17 protein-coding genes and 1 CRISPR repeat array are annotated in these 15718 nt (G+C 70.8%); of the genes, 6 read left to right on the top strand and 11 right to left on the bottom strand.

Going from position 1 to position 15718, the window contains the following annotated elements:
- Positions 1-32 precede the first annotated feature (32 nt).
- A CRISPR array of direct repeats spans positions 33-488; the repeat unit is 29 nt; unit sequence GGGTCCATCCCCGCGTGCGCGGGGAGCAG.
- Positions 489-589: 101 nt separating this feature from the next.
- The 10 genes from cas2e to ACFHWE_RS22860 all read right to left on the bottom strand — a co-directional run bounded on the left by cas2e (position 590) and on the right by ACFHWE_RS22860 (position 11119).
- Positions 590-937 (bottom strand): type I-E CRISPR-associated endoribonuclease Cas2e, encoded by a 348-nt coding sequence (cas2e, locus tag ACFHWE_RS22905; RefSeq protein WP_416603941.1) that lies wholly within the window; start codon positions 935-937, stop codon positions 590-592.
- Entirely contained in the window at positions 934-1869 is a 936-nt protein-coding gene (cas1e, locus tag ACFHWE_RS22900) for a type I-E CRISPR-associated endonuclease Cas1e (protein WP_416603940.1), read from the bottom strand. Before cas1e ends, cas2e begins: the two co-directional genes overlap by 4 nt.
- Entirely contained in the window at positions 1866-2564 is a 699-nt protein-coding gene (gene cas6e / locus ACFHWE_RS22895; protein WP_416603939.1) for a type I-E CRISPR-associated protein Cas6/Cse3/CasE, read from the bottom strand. The genes cas1e and cas6e overlap by 4 nt, the downstream gene beginning before the upstream one ends.
- On the bottom strand, positions 2564-3277 hold the full coding sequence (gene cas5e, locus ACFHWE_RS22890; RefSeq protein ID WP_416603938.1) for a type I-E CRISPR-associated protein Cas5/CasD: 714 nt from the start codon (positions 3275-3277) through the stop codon (positions 2564-2566). The genes cas6e and cas5e overlap by 1 nt, the downstream gene beginning before the upstream one ends.
- Complete coding sequence (gene cas7e / locus ACFHWE_RS22885) at positions 3274-4470, bottom strand: type I-E CRISPR-associated protein Cas7/Cse4/CasC (protein ID WP_416603937.1); 1197 nt, start codon at positions 4468-4470, stop codon at positions 3274-3276. The genes cas5e and cas7e overlap by 4 nt, the downstream gene beginning before the upstream one ends.
- On the bottom strand, positions 4467-5225 hold the full coding sequence (gene casB / locus ACFHWE_RS22880) for a type I-E CRISPR-associated protein Cse2/CasB (protein ID WP_416603936.1): 759 nt from the start codon (positions 5223-5225) through the stop codon (positions 4467-4469). The genes cas7e and casB overlap by 4 nt, the downstream gene beginning before the upstream one ends.
- Before the next feature lie 12 nt (positions 5226-5237).
- Positions 5238-6902 carry a type I-E CRISPR-associated protein Cse1/CasA gene (casA, locus tag ACFHWE_RS22875; protein ID WP_416603935.1) on the bottom strand — a complete coding sequence of 555 codons (1665 nt, stop codon included), beginning with the start codon at positions 6900-6902 and terminating at the stop codon, positions 5238-5240.
- Positions 6892-9816 carry a CRISPR-associated helicase Cas3' gene (gene cas3, locus ACFHWE_RS22870; RefSeq protein WP_416603934.1) on the bottom strand — a complete coding sequence of 975 codons (2925 nt, stop codon included), beginning with the start codon at positions 9814-9816 and terminating at the stop codon, positions 6892-6894. Before cas3 ends, casA begins: the two co-directional genes overlap by 11 nt.
- Positions 9817-10072: 256 nt before the next feature.
- Positions 10073-10510: a hypothetical protein gene (locus ACFHWE_RS22865; RefSeq protein WP_416603933.1), complete on the bottom strand. Its 438-nt coding sequence runs from the start codon at positions 10508-10510 to the stop codon at positions 10073-10075.
- Positions 10511-10603: 93 nt separating this feature from the next.
- The gene (locus ACFHWE_RS22860) at positions 10604-11119 is read right to left on the bottom strand and encodes an ATP-binding protein (RefSeq protein ID WP_416603932.1); all 516 of its coding nucleotides are present in this window, start codon (positions 11117-11119) and stop codon (positions 10604-10606) included.
- Positions 11120-11416: 297 nt separating this feature from the next.
- Between ACFHWE_RS22860 and ACFHWE_RS22855 the strand changes: the two genes are divergently transcribed.
- From ACFHWE_RS22855 to rpsN, 6 genes are all read left to right on the top strand, one after another.
- Positions 11417-12283 (top strand): helix-turn-helix domain-containing protein, encoded by an 867-nt coding sequence (locus ACFHWE_RS22855; protein ID WP_416603931.1) that lies wholly within the window; start codon positions 11417-11419, stop codon positions 12281-12283.
- Positions 12280-12630 carry a DUF397 domain-containing protein gene (locus ACFHWE_RS22850; protein WP_416603930.1) on the top strand — a complete coding sequence of 117 codons (351 nt, stop codon included), beginning with the start codon at positions 12280-12282 and terminating at the stop codon, positions 12628-12630. Before ACFHWE_RS22855 ends, ACFHWE_RS22850 begins: the two co-directional genes overlap by 4 nt.
- Before the next feature lie 160 nt (positions 12631-12790).
- The gene (locus ACFHWE_RS22845) at positions 12791-13891 is read left to right on the top strand and encodes a CobW family GTP-binding protein (RefSeq protein WP_416603929.1); all 1101 of its coding nucleotides are present in this window, start codon (positions 12791-12793) and stop codon (positions 13889-13891) included.
- 3 nt (positions 13892-13894) lie between these two features.
- Positions 13895-14152, top strand: a complete 258-nt coding sequence (gene rpsR / locus ACFHWE_RS22840) for a 30S ribosomal protein S18 (RefSeq protein ID WP_416603928.1) — start codon at positions 13895-13897, stop codon at positions 14150-14152.
- A gap of 39 nt (positions 14153-14191) precedes the next feature.
- A complete protein-coding gene (gene rpmB / locus ACFHWE_RS22835) occupies positions 14192-14428 on the top strand; it encodes a 50S ribosomal protein L28 (RefSeq protein ID WP_416603927.1) in 237 nt (78 codons plus the stop codon).
- Between the two features lies 1 nt (position 14429).
- Entirely contained in the window at positions 14430-14735 is a 306-nt protein-coding gene (gene rpsN / locus ACFHWE_RS22830) for a 30S ribosomal protein S14 (RefSeq protein WP_028647589.1), read from the top strand.
- A gap of 423 nt (positions 14736-15158) precedes the next feature.
- Here the strand turns inward: rpsN and ACFHWE_RS22825 are convergent, their stop codons facing one another.
- A complete protein-coding gene (locus ACFHWE_RS22825; protein WP_416603926.1) occupies positions 15159-15506 on the bottom strand; it encodes a hypothetical protein in 348 nt (115 codons plus the stop codon).
- Positions 15507-15718: the final 212 nt, after the last annotated feature.

Here is a 15718-nt window from a genome sequence, read left to right as displayed (position 1 = left end):
TCGCGGTGCAGGAGGCTGATGTCGTAGGGCGCGGGTCCATCCCCGCGTGCGCGGGGAGCAGTGTCAAGCTTGATTGCACTTAAAAAGTGCAACAGGTCCATCCCCGCGTGCGCGGGGAGCAGGCGGGCTTTCATGGGTCCGGCTGCGAGGTGGTGGGTCCATCCCCGCGTGCGCGGGGAGCAGGTGTGTTCCCGGTTGCGCTGCTCGCGCAGGCGGGGTCCATCCCCGCGTGCGCGGGGAGCAGGTTACAGGAGTTCACCCGCGCCATCTCCTCGCGGGTCCATCCCCGCGTGCGCGGGGAGCAGGCGGTCGGCGTCCATAGAGGTCCCCCTCATCGGGGTCCATCCCCGCGTGCGCGGGGAGCAGCCACCGCGCCGGTGAGACCGTCGTCCCCCGTCGGGTCCATCCCCGCGTGCGCGGGGAGCAGTCCCACGGGGTATATACACGAAGCATATATGCGGGTCCATCCCCGCGTGCGCGGGGAGCAGTCTTGCTGACCTGGATCTTTATAATCGCAGAGGGGTCGAATTTGCAAACTGTCGAGAGACAGACACAAGGAACATAAAACCCAAAGCCACACAAAAACGCATCATCGCCCGAACCTTCGGCGCTTCGACGCCTTGCTCCAGCCCTTCTTCACCTGAGCGGGTGACTCGGCGCTCTTCGCTTTGGGACGCTGGATCAGCGTCATCCCCTCATGGTCCACCGGCTCCCACTTGTGATCGAACGTCTCGAAGGTGAACCCCTGCTCGTTGTTGGTCGAGTAGGCCAACAACGCCCGTCCGTTACCCGCATACGCCTGCACCTCACCCCACAGAACCTCCCGCACACGTGCGGACGGCCCGCCGATGAAGACCCCGGGGGAGATCTCCAGCAGCCATCGGGTGAGCAGGCCGCGCAGACCCACGGGACACGTCGTCAGGATGATGACCGTCACCACACCACCCCGTAGTTCCTACCTCCGGCGACGTCCACGCCGTCATCGGTCTGCAAGCCCACCTGGTCGGATTCCTCGGGCTCGAACCCCGGAGGCAGCAGGAGCCGTTTGACGTCGGCCACACACCGGTCGAGCAGACCCGACTCGTGGACACGGTCCCTGAGGGCCCGCCGTGTACGCGGCCCTACTTCCTCATCGCTCTCGGCGACCACGTCGAAGGCCACGGGGATAGCCACTTCCGTTCTGTACAGGTCGGCGATGTCCAGCACGAACGACTGTTCGTGCCCGGAGTGCACGAAACCCAGCCCAGGTGTACACCCCAACGCCGCCACCACGGACTGCGCGATGCCGTAGAAGCACTGCGCGGCAGCGGTGACCGCCTGGTTCGGTGCGTCACCGGAGTCGAAGTCCCCCGGCGTGAACCGTCTGCCGTGCCAGGACACCCCGGTCCTGGCCGAGTGCTCCCGGTAACACTCCTTGACCCGGTCCCCCTCCAAACCGAGCAACTGCCTGCGGCTCTTGCCCTCCACGTTCTCTCCTGGGAACCGCATCCGGTACATGCTGCGCGCCACGTCGAGCCGGGTGCGCTGGTTGGCCCATGCTGTGGCTTGGGCCTGCACGAGGGCGGACGACCGGGTCAGCGCACGCCCTCCGGAGTAGTAGCGGACCCCGTGCTCGCCCACCCACACCACACCCGTCCCACTGTCGCCCAGCAGGGCCATGGCCTGGTGGGTGACCCGCGTCCCCGGACCGAGGAGCAAGGTGCCGATCGTGGCCGAGGGGATGTGGCGCACGCCCTCACCGTCCTCGGCGGTGAGCGCGTTCGACTCCCGGTGCACCGTGCAGCGCTCCAGGTAGACGAACGAACTCCGGTCCCCCACCCTGGTCAGCTCGCTGGGGCTCAGCGCGGCCCTCTTCCCGGGCGTGCTCACACCGGAGCCAGCGTCATCAGCCCGCAGCCGTAGGCCTTGGCGCGGCCGATCCCGGAGACCAGAGCGTTCCGGAGGGCGTCGGGGTCGGTGACCTTCAGACGCCCGTCGAAGGTGGCGCGTGTCAGCGGCACACGGTTACGCGCACCGCTGGCGCGTTCGACCTTGTCGAACCTGTACGCCTGGCGATCGCGTACCGCCAACTCGTAGGCGTCCTCGGGCCTGGGTACGTTCCCATCCTCCCTGCGCGGCACCTCGAACCCCAGGCGCTCCTGGCGCTCCAGGAGCCACCGCATCTGGTGGCGAGGGGTGACGTGCGCGGTGCGCTTGGTGGGCTGGCCGTCCTTGACCCGCACGGAGTGGACCGGGTTGGCGGTGAGCCGGAAGGCCCAGGTCTGCCCTTCGGCCAGCCGCTCCAGCAGCGGACCGTACTCCCGTGTCTGCCACGTGCCGGTCCTGGGCCAGCCCGCCTCCTCCACCAGGTGGGTGAGGTCGGGCTCGGCCGGGCTGACCACGTACAGGTACACCTCCGCCTTGGCGTTGTGGTCCACCCGCCAGAGAACGCGCGCGCCGCTGGAAGCGCTCGGCACCTCCTCCGCGAACGCCGACATGACGGCGGCGTGGGTGACCTGCGGTGAGGACAGGACCTTTCGGGCACCGGCACGGGCGGTGTTGAAACGGAACCGGGTCAGGTACATCAGCCCTCCAGAGCTGCGAGGGGGTCATGGTGCTCGGGCTGTTCCGGGGGCGGGCCACCGACCCGCACCGGGGGGCCGGCCGAGACGCCGCGCATCCGGTAGCGGCGGTGGCGGGGATCGAAGCTCTCCGGGAGGTCACGCAGGAGTTCGTCCGCCTGCTCCGACTCCCTTGTCTCGACGAACACGGGAAGCTCCGTCCCCCGGTCCTCCCACTCCGCGCGGTACCACGCGGAGGCCTGCCAGGGGATCACGCCCGTGTCCCCCAGGACGTCCTCCAGCCCTCCCGGGTGGACCCCCAGGTCGATGGGGCGGGAGGGCGGGCAGGAGCGGCGCCCCAGGTAGGGCAGGAAGTGCGGGGAGCGCACGGCCCGGTCCAGGGTGGACAGGACGTCCTCGTCGTCGCTCTCTACCCCCGCGACGAACACGGCGTCGGCCACGTAGAACCGTTCCGACACTGGCATCGAGTCACCGGTGACCAGGTGCCGTGCGGTCTGGTAGTCGCGCACCCGTACCCCGGGCTGGTCGACGCGCACCCCGAACCGGAGCCCCGCCAGGTCGGCGGGGTCGGCGGTGCGCGGCCTGCCGAGGGCGGCGGCGAGGAGGCCGACGACACCGCTCTTGGTGGGGGTGTTCTCCGTGGTGCGCCGGGTGAAGCGCGCGGAGGCCCCCCACGCCTGGAGCGGCCCCGCCAGACACAGTGCGAGCACGCTCATGCGCCACGGCCCAGCCGCTGGGAGACGGCGGCGCCCACCTCTGCCACCAGGTCCTTGAGCGAGGACACCTCCTGGGCGCCGAGGTCGGCCAGGGGCGCGGTCCGCTCCCCCACCCGGACGGCCCACGTCGGCGCGTCCGCCGAGCCGTAGACGCGCTCGACCTCGGCGGCGTAGGCGGCGAGGGCCTGGCATGCGCCCTCCACGAACCCCTCTCCGGTGTCGCTGTCCACGGGCTTCTCGAACGCCCCGACGAAACTGACCGGCCGCGCGTCGCGCAGCGTCACCACCACGGCGTCGGGCAGGGTGTGGTTGCCGAAGGTGTTCACCTTTCCGCTGGGCATGGAGGTGGCGAAGCCGCTGACGAACGCCTCGACGGCGCGCCGCACGGGTTCGGTGCCAGTGGCGCCCTCCTTGATCCCCTGCCCCAGGTTCTCGGCGAGCCGGTCGACGTCCACGGCCGCGTACCGGTACAGGGTCGCGGAGTTGAAGTCCACGGTGCCGATCATCCCGGCGCCGGTCTCCTCCTCGGGGTTCTCGTCGTCCACGGCGGTGTAGTAGTCGGACTCGCTGTCAACCTCGTGGACGCTGATGGCGTGCGCCACCTGGGTGGCGGCGTCGACGTTGATGTCGGCTCCGTCGGCGACCATCCGGCCGAACAGGGCGATGTCCACCGAGTGCCCGGTGTTGGCGATGCTCTTGGCCCTGGCCTTGTTCTCCTTGTCCTTGAGGAACGCCTTGATGTCGTCCCTGCCCTCCACCGCCAGGGCCGCCAGGCCGTCGCGCTGCCGGGCGCTGAGGAACATCAGGTATCCGGACTCGGGCGCGGGTGCGGGCTCGCCGGCCTTCTTGGCCGCCTTCACCTTGCGCTCGATGGCCTCGACCTTGGCGCCGGTGGCGGCCTGGACGGTCTGGGCGGCCAGCTCCCAGGCCTGCGGCCTCTCGATCCCGGGGTCCATTTCGACGATCCGCTTGGCGACGAACTCGGCGACGCGCTTGGTCCGGGTGCCGAGCTCCTGGGGGTCGAGCAGGTTCTGGAAGCTCTCCCGGGTGGCGCGCTTCCACGCCTGGCTGGAGACCCGGGCGCGGCGCACCCCTCCGTACACGGCGGTCTTGGGGCTGCCGGTGTCGTCCCTGTTGAGGTTGCTCGGCGGGACGGTCTGGAGGACGTGCAGGTCGATGATGGTTCGGTTCACGGATTTTCCTTCTCGCTGGCGGTGGTCGCGTCGTCGGGGGTCGTGCTGTCGGTACCGTCGTCGTTCTTGGCGGGGCGGTAGGAGACGAACCCGTGCCCCCACTCGTTGCGGACCCGGGTGATCCCTCCGGGGTCCTGGGCGTGGAAGAGCTGGTCGGCGAGCAGGCCGTAGTCGAGCGCTACGCGGTTGCGGCGCAGGTGGGCGACGATCTGGCGCAGTTCGCCGACCCGGGTGCGCAGGGAACTCGCCTGTGCGGCCTTCTTCAGCCGGTTGTGCAGGGCGGCGTCGATCTCACCGCTCCCCATACAGGCACGCACCGCCCAGCCCAGGCCGTAGTGGGGAAGGCGACCACGATCGCCGTCGAGGTAGCGGACCCTGCGGTGCATCCGGTTCTCGTCCCCTCCCGAGGCACCGCGTAGGGACTGCTGGTGGAGGGCGAACAGGGTGAGGGCGGCGTGGACCGCCTCTTCGGCCCGGTCCTGCCGATCGCGGCTCCATCCCGGAGCGGCGTAGGCGTGGGCGTCGACGGTGAGCCCCCACAGTTGCGGGCACTCCCCGAAGGTCTTACCCGCTCCGCCTCGCAGTCGCGCGAGGGCGGCGACCGCTTCGGAACGGTCGGCGAGGTAGCCCCTCAAAAGGTCCTCGACACGGTCGCTGACGGCGTTGCCGACGGGGCCGAGGTCGCTGCGTCCCCTCTCCGCCTGTTCCGTTGATCGGGCCTCTTCGGCCCTTTCGTCCTGGTCTGTCTGTGTCATGTCCATCCGGTGTCAGTTCGTGGCGGCGGGTTCGGTGGCGGGCAGCAGCCGCTCCAGGTCGCGTCGGAAGCGGCTTCTGGCCTGCGGGGTGCTCAGCCAGAGGTCTCCGGTTCCGGTCCTGACCACGCGCCCTTCCCAGGCGGCGGGGCCGGCGGTGTCGGCGAGTTCGTCGCCGATCCGGCGGATCTGTTCCCAAAGCGTGTGCTGCCACCGCTCACGGGCGCGGTCAGGGTCGGTGTCGGAGTCGAGTGAGGCCAGCCAGCGCCGGTAGTGGCCGTCGAGCTGCCCGTAGCCGCGGTCGCGTGCGGCGTCGCGCCGGGGGGCCGGTTCGGTTCCGGCCGCCCGGGCGAGGTCCTGGGCGAGGGTGCCGAGGACCTCCACGGCCTTGTAGGCGTCCTCGACGGCGTTGACGGCCTGTTGCCGCAGTCCTTCGCGCCGGTCGTCGAGGAGGGCGAGGGCCATGGTGACGTCGTCGTCGACCACCTCGTCGACGACGGACTGCTGGGTGCCGTAGAGGGCGCCGATCAGGCGGGCCCGGACACGTTTGTCCTTGTCCTGGAGAAAGCCTTCGGTCACCAGCCAGTCCACCCAGTCCAGGACGCGCGGCCGGAGGGAGTCGCCGGAGGAGCCCTGGACCCGGTCGGTGATGAGCGAGGCGAGGCCGCGCCAGGCGCTGCGCGCCGGATCGTGTTCGCGCGGCATGTACACCAGGGGCATCTTGTGCTTCTTCTCCTGGGCCTGGCTGCGCCGCCACCCGGTCATGGGTTCCTGGCGGTGGCGGTGCTCATGGGGGGTGAGGCGGTCGCCGTAGGCGAGCAGGACCCCGTGGACGCCGTCGGCGTCGCAGTGCAGGCGGACGCGGCGGCTCTGCCAGGTGTAGAGGTCGCGGACGCCGTGGGGGCGGGAGGCGGCCTCGACGGGGTTCAGGGGGCCGGGGCCTGGAGGGTCGTGGCGCCAGGCCGGGGCGTCGGCGTCCTCGGCGCGGATCTGGTTGTACTCGGAGGCCACGAGGTTGAGCAGGAGTGATTCGCGCAGGTCGGCGGCTTGGACCATGACCCCGCCGAGGTTTCCGGCCCAGGCGACGCCCTGCGGGTAGCCCTTGCCGCCCTTCACACGGTCGTCGCCGACGGCGCCGGACTTGATTCCGGAGGTGTCGAAGGCGTGGGCGTGGACGAGCCAGCGGGCGGCCTCCGCGAAGCCGAGCCGCCGCGCTCCGTGGGCGCGCATGGTGAAGAAGCGGTTGCCGTTGGGAACGTCGGCGACGATGCGGTCCAGGGAGGAGTATTCGCCCTTGTCGGTGTGGAGCCCGGCGACCTGGAAGAACGGTGTCTCGGGGTGGAGGAGGTCGAAGCGCTCGCGGTGGCGGTCGAGGTAGTCGTCGATCCGCTCGCACGGGAGCGTGTCCGCTTCCCAGAGCTCACACCAGTCGTCGGCGTCCCGGGGCCCGTCCACGGCGTCGTGGAGGATGGCGAGCAGGAGCCGAAAGAGCGCGAACTCCTGGGTGGACAGGTCGCCGACCAGGCGGACCAGGTCCGGGGCCTGGTGGAACACCTCGCGGAGTGAGAGTTCGTCCTCGGTGCCGTTGGGGCGCAGGACACGGATCCACGGGCGTGTGGTCAGGTCGAACGAGGGGGGCCGCTCGGGGGCGGGGTTCTCGTTCGGGGGTTCACTGGGCACGGCTCACCTTCAACCCGTCGCTGCGGCTGTAGTGGAGAAGGAATCCTGACAATTCCCTACGACATTCCTCATCGAGGATCAGGAGGAGTTCACCCGCGAGCCAGTGGGATTCCTTGGCCTGCCACTCTGGGAAAACATCCTCTTCGAGTTCTTCGATTGCTTTTATGGCGATATGTTCGAAGGTGAATTCGAACGGAAGGCGCAGTCCGCACGCCGCGACCGTGCGGGCGAGTTCGTCGGGCGGGACCGCCTCGGTGGGCAGTTCCCGCCCGCCCTTGCCCTCCGCCAGCCAGGGGACGGTGGTGATGGCGCCGTCCGCGCGCCGCTGTACGACCAAGACCTCGATCGTGTCCGGGGTGTCGCGGACCTGCTGCCGACCGGCCCGGGTGTCGTCGGCGTCGCCCGCGCCGGCGGCCACCCAGCCCACCAGGGACCGGCCGTCCCTGCCCACGTCACCGAGGAGGAAGCCCTCGGCCTTGCGGCGCTGTTCGGCCAGGGAGACCTCGAAGCCCTGCCGTTCGCGGTCGATCGCGCCGTGCCAGCCTCGCGGCCCGAGAGGGGCGTCCCCGTACACCGCCTGCACGAGGGGGCTGATGTCGTCGGGTAGGGACACGGTGGAAGCCGCGGCATCGCCGGTGTCGGCGGCGGCCAGACGGCTCTCCAGCGCGGCCGCGGTACGCAGCAGCAGGTAGGGGCCGTAGATCTTCACGCCGCTGACGGGGGCCGGGACGGCGGTGCCCCAGTCCGCTCCGGTGACGAGGCAACGGGCGGTGCGCAGCCACGGCGGGCGGTCGGCCTGCCCGCTCCCGCGCATGTGCCGGTGGAGACGGCCCATGCGCTGGAGCATGAGGTCGACCGGGGCGAGGTCGGTGACGAGCAGGTCGAAGTCGATGTCCAGGGACTGCTCGGCGACCTGGCTGGCGACGACCACGTGCGGGCCGGGCGGCCTCCGTCCATCCAGTTCGGCGACCTTGTCCGGGCTGCCGAAGCGCCGCAGCAGGTCCTCGTCGTTGGCCGCCCGGTCCAGGTCCAGGAAGCGGGCGTGGGCGACGGTGACGCCGTCACGGCCGAACCGCTCGCGGAGCCTTGCGGCGGTGTCGTGGACCCTGGCGACGGTATTGCGGATGACCAGGGCGTTGCCGCCGTCGGCGAGTTCGGCGGACAGGCGTTCGGCGAGGACGTCGAGGCCGTCGTCCAAGCGCTCCAGGAACACGCGGGTCGACCGCCCGGAGGCCGCCGGGCGGTACAGCGCCGGCGTCCCTTCCCTCTCCACGGCGGTGACCAGGGGGTAGGCGCCCTCCTGTTCCAGGGGGGCGAAGTCCGCGTCGTCGGAGCGCACACCCGCGTAGGCCTCGGCGAGGGCGCGGCGCCGGTTCGCGGGAAGCGTCGCCGACAGCACCACCACGGGCACACCGTAGGCACCCAGCCACGACAGGGCCCGGTCCAGGTAGCGGCTCATGTAGGTGTCGTAGGCGTGGGCCTCGTCGACCACCACGACCTTGCCCGCCACGGCCAGGTGCCGCAGCGCCAGGTGGCGGGTCTTGAGGCCGACGAAGAGCAGTTGGTCGATGGTGCCGACCGCGAAGGAGGCGAGCATCCCCTTCTTGCGGCCGCGGAGCCAGTGGTGGGCGACCAGTTCGGCTGAGGTGCGCACCCCGTCCCCGCGGTGGTCCCAGCGGTCGGTGCCGCCGTCCGGGTCGATGTGGGCGCTGCGGCCTCCCGACCACATCAGGCGGGTGAAGTCCCTGTTGAGCGCTGCCTTGGAGTGGGCCAGGTGCACCGAGTGGCGCGTGTGCCCGTCCGGGACGGGCAGGCGGTCCAGCCAGGAGAGGAGCCGGGAAAACATGGCGTTGCCGGTGGCCATGGTGGGCAGCGCGAAGAAACAGCCGCCCGCGCCGGTACGCGCGGCGAGGATCTCGGCGGCGGCCAGGGCGGCCTCCGTCTTGCCCTCGCCCATGGGCGCCTCCACCATGAGCAGCCCCGCGCCGCCGAGGTCGCGGGCCGCCGTGACGGCGGCCTCCTGGACGGGGCGGACCCGTGCCCCCGGGGGAAGGTCGAAGCGGGCCCCGAACAGGTCGCCGGTGTCCGGTCCGGGGTCCCGGGGCCGCCACGGGACGGGCAGGTCGAGGAGGCGCCAGGCCTGCTCGGTGCGTTCGGGGTCGTGCTGGCGCTCACCGGGGAAGAGGGGGAAGAGGTCGGTGTTGGAGGCGATCCAGTCGGCGACGATGACCACGGCGGTGAGCAATACCTGGACGGTCTGCGGGAGTTTGACGCCCGACCACTCCGCCAGGTGCTCCGCGGCTTCGGTGGTGGCGGCCGCGTGGTCGAGGAGTTCGTGCTGGACCGCCTTCCACGCGGGTTCGCTGCCACGGGTCCGTAGCATGTGGGGGTGGCGCCGCAGAGCCTCGATAGCGCCCGCCTCGGGCGGGACGCCGTGGTGTCCGCCGACCACGATGGTGAACGGCAGGGTGGCGCGCTTGGCCCAGCCGTGGCGTTCCATGAGCCACTCCTGGGTCAGGAGTTGCCCGGCCAGGCCGTGGGGGGCGGTCTTGCGGTCCTGTCTGATCCGCTTCTCCAGCGGGACGTCGAGCCCTTCGCGTCTCATTCGGTCCGCGAGCGGTTCGACCTGGCATGCGAACGCGGGGGTGGCCTTGCCGATGTCGTGGGTGCAGGCGAGGAACACCGTCAGGGTCCGTGCGGCGTCGGCCCCGCCCGGGAGTGCGTCGACGATGCGGCGGCGCACCTGCTCGGGAAGCCAGTGGTCCCAGAGGCGGCCCGCAACGGCGGCGCTGTCGGCCATGTGCCGCCACAGCGGCAGCCAGCCGTCGGTCCGACGGTCGTGCTTGGCCCATGCCGATCGGGCTGGGGCGGACAGGGGGCCTGGCCAGGGCGGTGGTGAGGGGGTCTCGATCACGGAGGCATCCCATCAGACCCTTGGGGACCGTGTACCGAAAACCGTGGAGATGGCCGGATGCGGCCATGTTCCGCTGCTTCCGTCAAAAGCAAAGTCCGCCCTCCCAACGCTCTCATCTGGGAAGACGGACCCATCCCCGCGTCCGCGGGGCTCACAGCAAATAACCTGGGATAACGCAGAGCTTTGTCTTCTTGAGACATAAGCCTCCGCGTGAGCGCCACAACTCTACTGGCCCAGAAACACGAAACGGTCGTGGTCAGCCGACGGTGCGCAGGTAGGTGCGCACGACCGCGGCGAGGTCGGCCAGGTCATCGGGCTCCCGTTGAGGCGCAGCGGCCAGCAGATCGCCCTCGAAGGCCCGGCGGGGCCGGGGCACGAGCGGCCGTCGCGCAGGCGGCGGGGGCATGTAGGGGCGGACCAGCGCGCCCCAGGCCTCGTCCGGGTCGGGCTCTTCCACAGGGGCCTGCCTCTGCTGTTGCGGACGCGGGCCCTGCGGCTCGGACGGGAGCGGGAGAGTAGGGCGGGGGCTGGTCGGCGGTGGCGGGGCGAGCGGGGGCCTGGGCCGTTTCGGGATGTGGGGGACGAACACGAAGGTCAGGGCCGCGGCGAGCATGGCGGCGGCCACGGCCCACGTCTGGGCCGTCCAGGTTTGGTGGCGCCTGCGGTGGCGCCCGATAGTGTGGTGCACGGTCATCCTCCTGCTGTGTTCAGGTGGGTGGTCGCGCCCCGGCTCGGTGGGTCCAAGCACCGGACGGGGCATCTTCATGTGAAGGGCAGGGCCTCGGGTTCAGGTGTCCGCGTCGCGGTAGGGGTCGATGAGTGCCCACACCGTCAGCGGCCCGCCCTGGAAGCCGGTCCACCACCACCGCTCGGAGAGGGCCGCCACCAGGTGCAGGCCGCGCCCGGACTGGGCGGGTCCGGCCGGGTCACCGGCCGGGGCGGGCACCGTGGCCGACCGTCCCGGGCGGGGGCCGTCGTCGGTCACCGACAGCAGCACGAGGTGGGCGGGCATCGTCTCCACGGTGATCCGCACGCGCCCGCACCGCTGGCCCGAGGCGCTGTGCCGCACCGCGTTGGTCACCAGTTCGCTGGCCACCAGCAGTACGGGGAACATCCGGTGCGCGGGCAGGCGGACACCGTAGAGGCACCAGCTCCGGACGCGGGCCACCTGATCGTCGGTCCCGCCGAAGTAGGCGGCACGCACCCCCGGGCGCGGGTCGGGCACCCTGCGGGGCAGCGCGGCGGGGACGGTCGTCCCCTGGTTCTGGGGCCTGCGTGGGGGCGGGATCTCGAAATCGGACATGGGCGGGTCCTCCAGCGATCGAACTCCGTCAGTTCTCCTCGAACGCGCAGGTGAGACCCGCCAGTCGCACAGGGCCCGGCAGGGACGGCCATCGCCGTCCGCATGCGGAACTCAGGCCCGTGCCTCTGGGCGAGGGGAGGAGCACGCTCTCGGTTGCCACCATCATGCGCTACTGGAAATTTCTAGGCAACTACTTCTTGGAAATTTCCAAGAGATTGATCGAAGAGGTCCGCACCAGACCGATCGAACGGGATACTGGGGAGTGACGGGACCCCGACATCCGCAGAAGGGACACGCATGCCCCAGGAGCAGCACGGCCCCATCGCCAGTCGTCTCCTGCTCGGCAAGGCTCTCCAACAGCTCAGGTACGAGGCCGGGATGAGCGGGACCGAGGTCGCCCAGATGATGGGGTTCGGGGCGGCCAAACTGTCGAAGATCGAGCGGGGTCAGACAGGGGTTTCGAAAGCCGATCTTCACCTGTTCTTCCAGGTCCTGGACGTCGACGAGGACGTACGCCCCACCCTCCTGGAACTCGGCTCCCAGTCACGCAGAGCACGGCGCAACCGCACGACCACCGTCGAGCAGGAGCTTCCAGGGAGAAACTTCGAGAAGTACCTGGGGCTGGAAGAGATCGCGGTCGGCATCAGGGACTGGCACCCCTACCTGATCCCCGGACTCCTCCAGACCCCCGAGTACGCCCGCACCCTGATCTCCGCCAACCCCCTGCTTCTCCCCGACCAGGTCGACCGTCTGGTCCAACTCCGGGTGGAGCGCCAACAGGCCCTCTACCGCACAGACGACCCCCTCCAGTTGTGGTCGATCGTGGAGGAGTACGCACTCCGGCGCGTTCTCAGCACCAAGGAGGTCCGCGACGATCAGCTTCGCCATCTGCTCGCAATGGGGCAGAAGCCCAACGTCAACATTCAGGTGATCCCCGGCTCCGCAGGCGCACACGCTGGGCTGGACGGCGCCTTCGCGATCCTCGACGCCGGGAACCATCTGCCGCCGGTGGTCTACATCGACAGCCGGGGCATGAACACCTATGTCGAATCCGTGAGCGAGTTGTCCGTCTACAAGGCGACCTACGACCACATCCAGTCCGCCGCGCTCTCCCCGATACAGTCGGCCGAGGTCATCACGGCGATTCTGGAGGAAACCCGATGAGATGGACCAAGTCCAGCTACAGCAGCACCGGGGCGACGTGCGTCCAGGTACGGGTCCCGCGCACGGGCGCGGTGGAGATCGGTGACACGAAGAACCCGCACGGCCCCACCCTGACCGTCCCCGCCCGGGACTGGGACCACTTCCTCGACCAGGTCGCACGCGGCACCACCGACTTCGCACGCCTGCACGCCGCGTTCCCGCCCGGCGGCGGCTTCACCCTCACCGACACCGCCGACCCGCACTCCCCCACCCTCGTCTACACGCGGGCCGAGTGGGAGGCCTTCAAGCTTGGCGTCGACGCCGGAGAACTCCGTAGCGGCGACCCGCGCGGCGTCCTCGTCGGCTGAACCCCGCACGGCCCGCCGGGCGCCCCGTCTGTGACGGGGCGCCCGGCGGGCTCCGTCGTCCCCATCGACGTCCCTGTTCCGCACCTGGGATCCTTGTGGTGTATCGTCGAAAACGATAACCGTTTTCACTACTGGCCGCAGCCACAGGAAGGGGATCCCCATGCGAGTGGTCCTGGTCGTGGGCATGCACCCGGCGGCGCGCCGACGCACCGTCGACGCGCTGCTGACGGTGTCGACCGGCTCGGTCGCCGTCCACCACGACATGTCCGGTATCGGAGAAGGCGCGGTCCGCTGCCTCACCTGGGACGGCGACGGCACCAGCCGCAGCAGCAAGGTGAGCCTCGCCCACCCGTGTGCCTCGTGCACCCTGCGCGAGAGCCTCATCCCCCTCCTGGTCGACCTGGCCGCGCAGGGCAGGCACGACCTGTGCGTCGTGGAGGCCTGGGACACGATCGAACCGCAACTGATCTCCGAGACCATCGCGGACCAGCCGTCCCTGCACCTGGCCGGGGTCGTCACGGCGGTCCAGGCCGAACTGGCCGCCGACGACCTGCGCGGCGGCGACGAACTGGCCGACCGGGGCCTGGAGATCGCCGAGGACGACGAGCGGTCGGTGTCGGAGGTCCTCGCCCGGCAGGTCGAGTACGCCTCGGTGATCACCGTGCAGGGCACCGCGGACCTGGAGCGGACCCGGGCGCTGCTCGGCCAGCTCAACCCCGCAGCCGCCGTCACCACCGCCGATCCCGCGCTGGCCGAGCTGTGCCGGGGGCGGTTCGACACAGATTCCGCCGCCGGACGCTGCAACCCGGCGTGGGCCCAGTACGGCGACCGGGCGGAGGGCCGGGTGCGGACCCTGGCCTGGACCCGGACTCGCCCCCTGCACCCCCAGAGGTTCGCCGACGCGCTCGAACGGATCACCTCCTCCGCGCTCCGCGGTCGCGGGCGCTTCTGGCTGGCCGGACAGGACGACACCCTCCTGGTGTGGGAGTCCTACGGGGACCTGATGGTGGTGGAGAACGCCGGGCCGTGGCTGGGCTCACTGCCCGAGGCCGCCCTCGATCTCGTACCGCAGGCCCGACGCCTGTCCGCGCAGGCCGACTGGCTGCCGGAGATCGGCGACCGCCGCCAGCACATCGCCTTCACCGGTATCGACCTGGACGTGCCGGCCCTCACAGCGCTGCTGGACTCCTGCCTGGCGGACGAGGCGGAGCCGGTCCCGCAGCGGCAGAGCGACCCCTTCACCGAACTCCTGGAGCGTTGAGAGATGACCGGCAGACCCCGCCGGGGCGCCAAGCGCCCCTCACCGCGCAGATTCGCCAACCCTCTGGGGGACGCGGACTACGTCGACTACAAGGACACCGCGCTGCTGCGCACCTTCATCTCCGAGAAGGGCAAGATCCGCAGCCGCAGGGTGACGCGGGTCACCGCCCGCCAGCAGCGGCTGGTCGCGGCGGCGATCAAGAACGCCCGCGAGATGGCGCTGCTGCCCTACCCCTCCAGCACCCCGACCGCCAAGCACTGACCGACCCCGGCCCACGGGCCGCCAGCGAAAGGAGCCGCCGTGTCGCGCGTCTGCCAGGTCACCGGCAAGGCACCCGCCTTCGGCAATGCCGTCTCCCACTCGCACCGGCGCACCAAGCGCAGGTTCGACCCCAACATCCAGAGCAAGCGGTACTGGCTGCCCAGTGAGCAGCGGTTCGTCAGGCTGCGCGTGAGCACGAAGGGCATGAAGGTCATCGACGCGCGCGGGATCGAGCGCGTGGTGGCCGACATCCGTGCTCGGGGGGAGAGGGTCTGAGATGGCCAAGAAGAGCAAGATCGCCCGCAACGAGCAGCGCAAGGCCGTCGTGGCGCGCTACGCCGAGCGCCGCGCCGAACTCAAGCGCCTCATCAAGAGCCCCCACACCGATGAGGGGACGCGGGCGGCGGCCGTGGCCGAGCTGCGCCGCCAGCCCCGGGACGCCAGCGCCACGCGGGTCCGCAACCGCGACTCCGTCGACGGGCGGCCGCGCGGCCACCTGCGCAAGTTCGGGCTGTCGCGGATCCGTTTCCGCGAGATGGCCCACCGCGGGGAGCTGCCCGGCATCACCAAGTCGAGCTGGTGACCGCGCCCGCGTGCACGCGGGCATGACGGCACCGCCGGCCCGGCGGCGACCGCTCCTCCTGACGCGGTCGCCGCCGGGCCGGAGGGCAGCGGGGCGGGAACCACTCCAATCACTCTCCCGCCCCCTCTCCGGCCGACCACTGGGCCGGTGCGCTCCCCAGGGCGCGCCGGCCCTCTCCACGCTCCCGTCTCTTCCCCTTCCCCTGCCGCCTGTTCGCTTGTCGGGGCACTCGGGTGCGATCACAGCGCACACCGCTCGTCGACCGAAGGGTGCACGGCACTGGGATCACCGGGTTCTGGCGCTGAGCCCTCTTACCGGAGGCCCTGCCTCTGGCCGAGCGTGCCCGCGATCCGGCCCCGGCCCCGGCGACACTCCTGCACTACCTGGTGGTTCTCGCGGTCGAGGTTCTCCCCAAAGCGAAGATCAACGCCCACCTTCGCCGTAGAGCGAACCTCGACTACACGACAACGAACCCCGCGCATGGCGTCGGCCGCAGCGGGCTGGGGCGCTGACGCCACTGATCACGGCCCTGTTGGACCGCGATCCCGAAAGCCGCCCCGTGGCCGTGCCGAGTTCGCCGCGCTGGGCCAGGGCGGCGGTGTAGCCGTCGCGCCGGGAGAGCCAGGTCCGTGCCTCACCCGGGCTGAGTGGCTCCTCCCGGTGGGTGAGGAGTCGGCCGCCGAGGCGGGTGGCGGTGTCGGCGAGCAGGTCGTTGAGGACGGTGGTGGAGGAGGTCGCGTAGAAGCGGGCCTCTTCGGGGTTCTGGGTCATGGCGCTTCCTTACCGTGTCGTGTTCGTGGCCCGGTGGTTACCCGGATGTCATCGAGTGTGAGCCGTGTTACGTTCGCGGCGCGCGCCCGTCCGGGTGCGCCGCCAACCCCCCAGATCCCCGGGCGGGACCCGCTACCGCCCGGGGGCCGCACCCCCCGAGGAGCCACCGTGCGCCTTCGACCCCCCACCCACCGCACACGGCCGGGGCCCGG

Source organism: Nocardiopsis sp. LOL_012 (assembly GCF_048060475.1).
Classification (GTDB): Bacteria; Actinomycetota; Actinomycetes; order Streptosporangiales; family Streptosporangiaceae; genus Nocardiopsis.
This window is presented reverse-complemented; position numbering and strand designations above follow the sequence as displayed.

What these genes read in the sequence shown, in the direction of transcription:
- cas6e (WP_416603939.1), bottom strand. Translation starts at nt 2,564, where the DNA reads ATGTACCTGACCCGGTTCCGTTTCAACACCGCCCGTGCCGGTGCCCGA.
- cas5e (WP_416603938.1), bottom strand. Translation starts at nt 3,277, where the DNA reads ATGAGCGTGCTCGCACTGTGTCTGGCGGGGCCGCTCCAGGCGTGGGGG.
- casB (WP_416603936.1), bottom strand. Translation starts at nt 5,225, where the DNA reads ATGACACAGACAGACCAGGACGAAAGGGCCGAAGAGGCCCGATCAACG.
- ACFHWE_RS22865 (WP_416603933.1), bottom strand. Translation starts at nt 10,510, where the DNA reads ATGACCGTGCACCACACTATCGGGCGCCACCGCAGGCGCCACCAAACC.
- ACFHWE_RS22860 (WP_416603932.1), bottom strand. Translation starts at nt 11,119, where the DNA reads ATGTCCGATTTCGAGATCCCGCCCCCACGCAGGCCCCAGAACCAGGGG.
- ACFHWE_RS22855 (WP_416603931.1), top strand. Translation starts at nt 11,417, where the DNA reads ATGCCCCAGGAGCAGCACGGCCCCATCGCCAGTCGTCTCCTGCTCGGC.
- ACFHWE_RS22850 (WP_416603930.1), top strand. Translation starts at nt 12,280, where the DNA reads ATGAGATGGACCAAGTCCAGCTACAGCAGCACCGGGGCGACGTGCGTC.
- ACFHWE_RS22845 (WP_416603929.1), top strand. Translation starts at nt 12,791, where the DNA reads ATGCGAGTGGTCCTGGTCGTGGGCATGCACCCGGCGGCGCGCCGACGC.
- rpsR (WP_416603928.1), top strand. Translation starts at nt 13,895, where the DNA reads ATGACCGGCAGACCCCGCCGGGGCGCCAAGCGCCCCTCACCGCGCAGA.
- rpsN (WP_028647589.1), top strand. Translation starts at nt 14,430, where the DNA reads ATGGCCAAGAAGAGCAAGATCGCCCGCAACGAGCAGCGCAAGGCCGTC.
- ACFHWE_RS22825 (WP_416603926.1), bottom strand. Translation starts at nt 15,506, where the DNA reads ATGACCCAGAACCCCGAAGAGGCCCGCTTCTACGCGACCTCCTCCACC.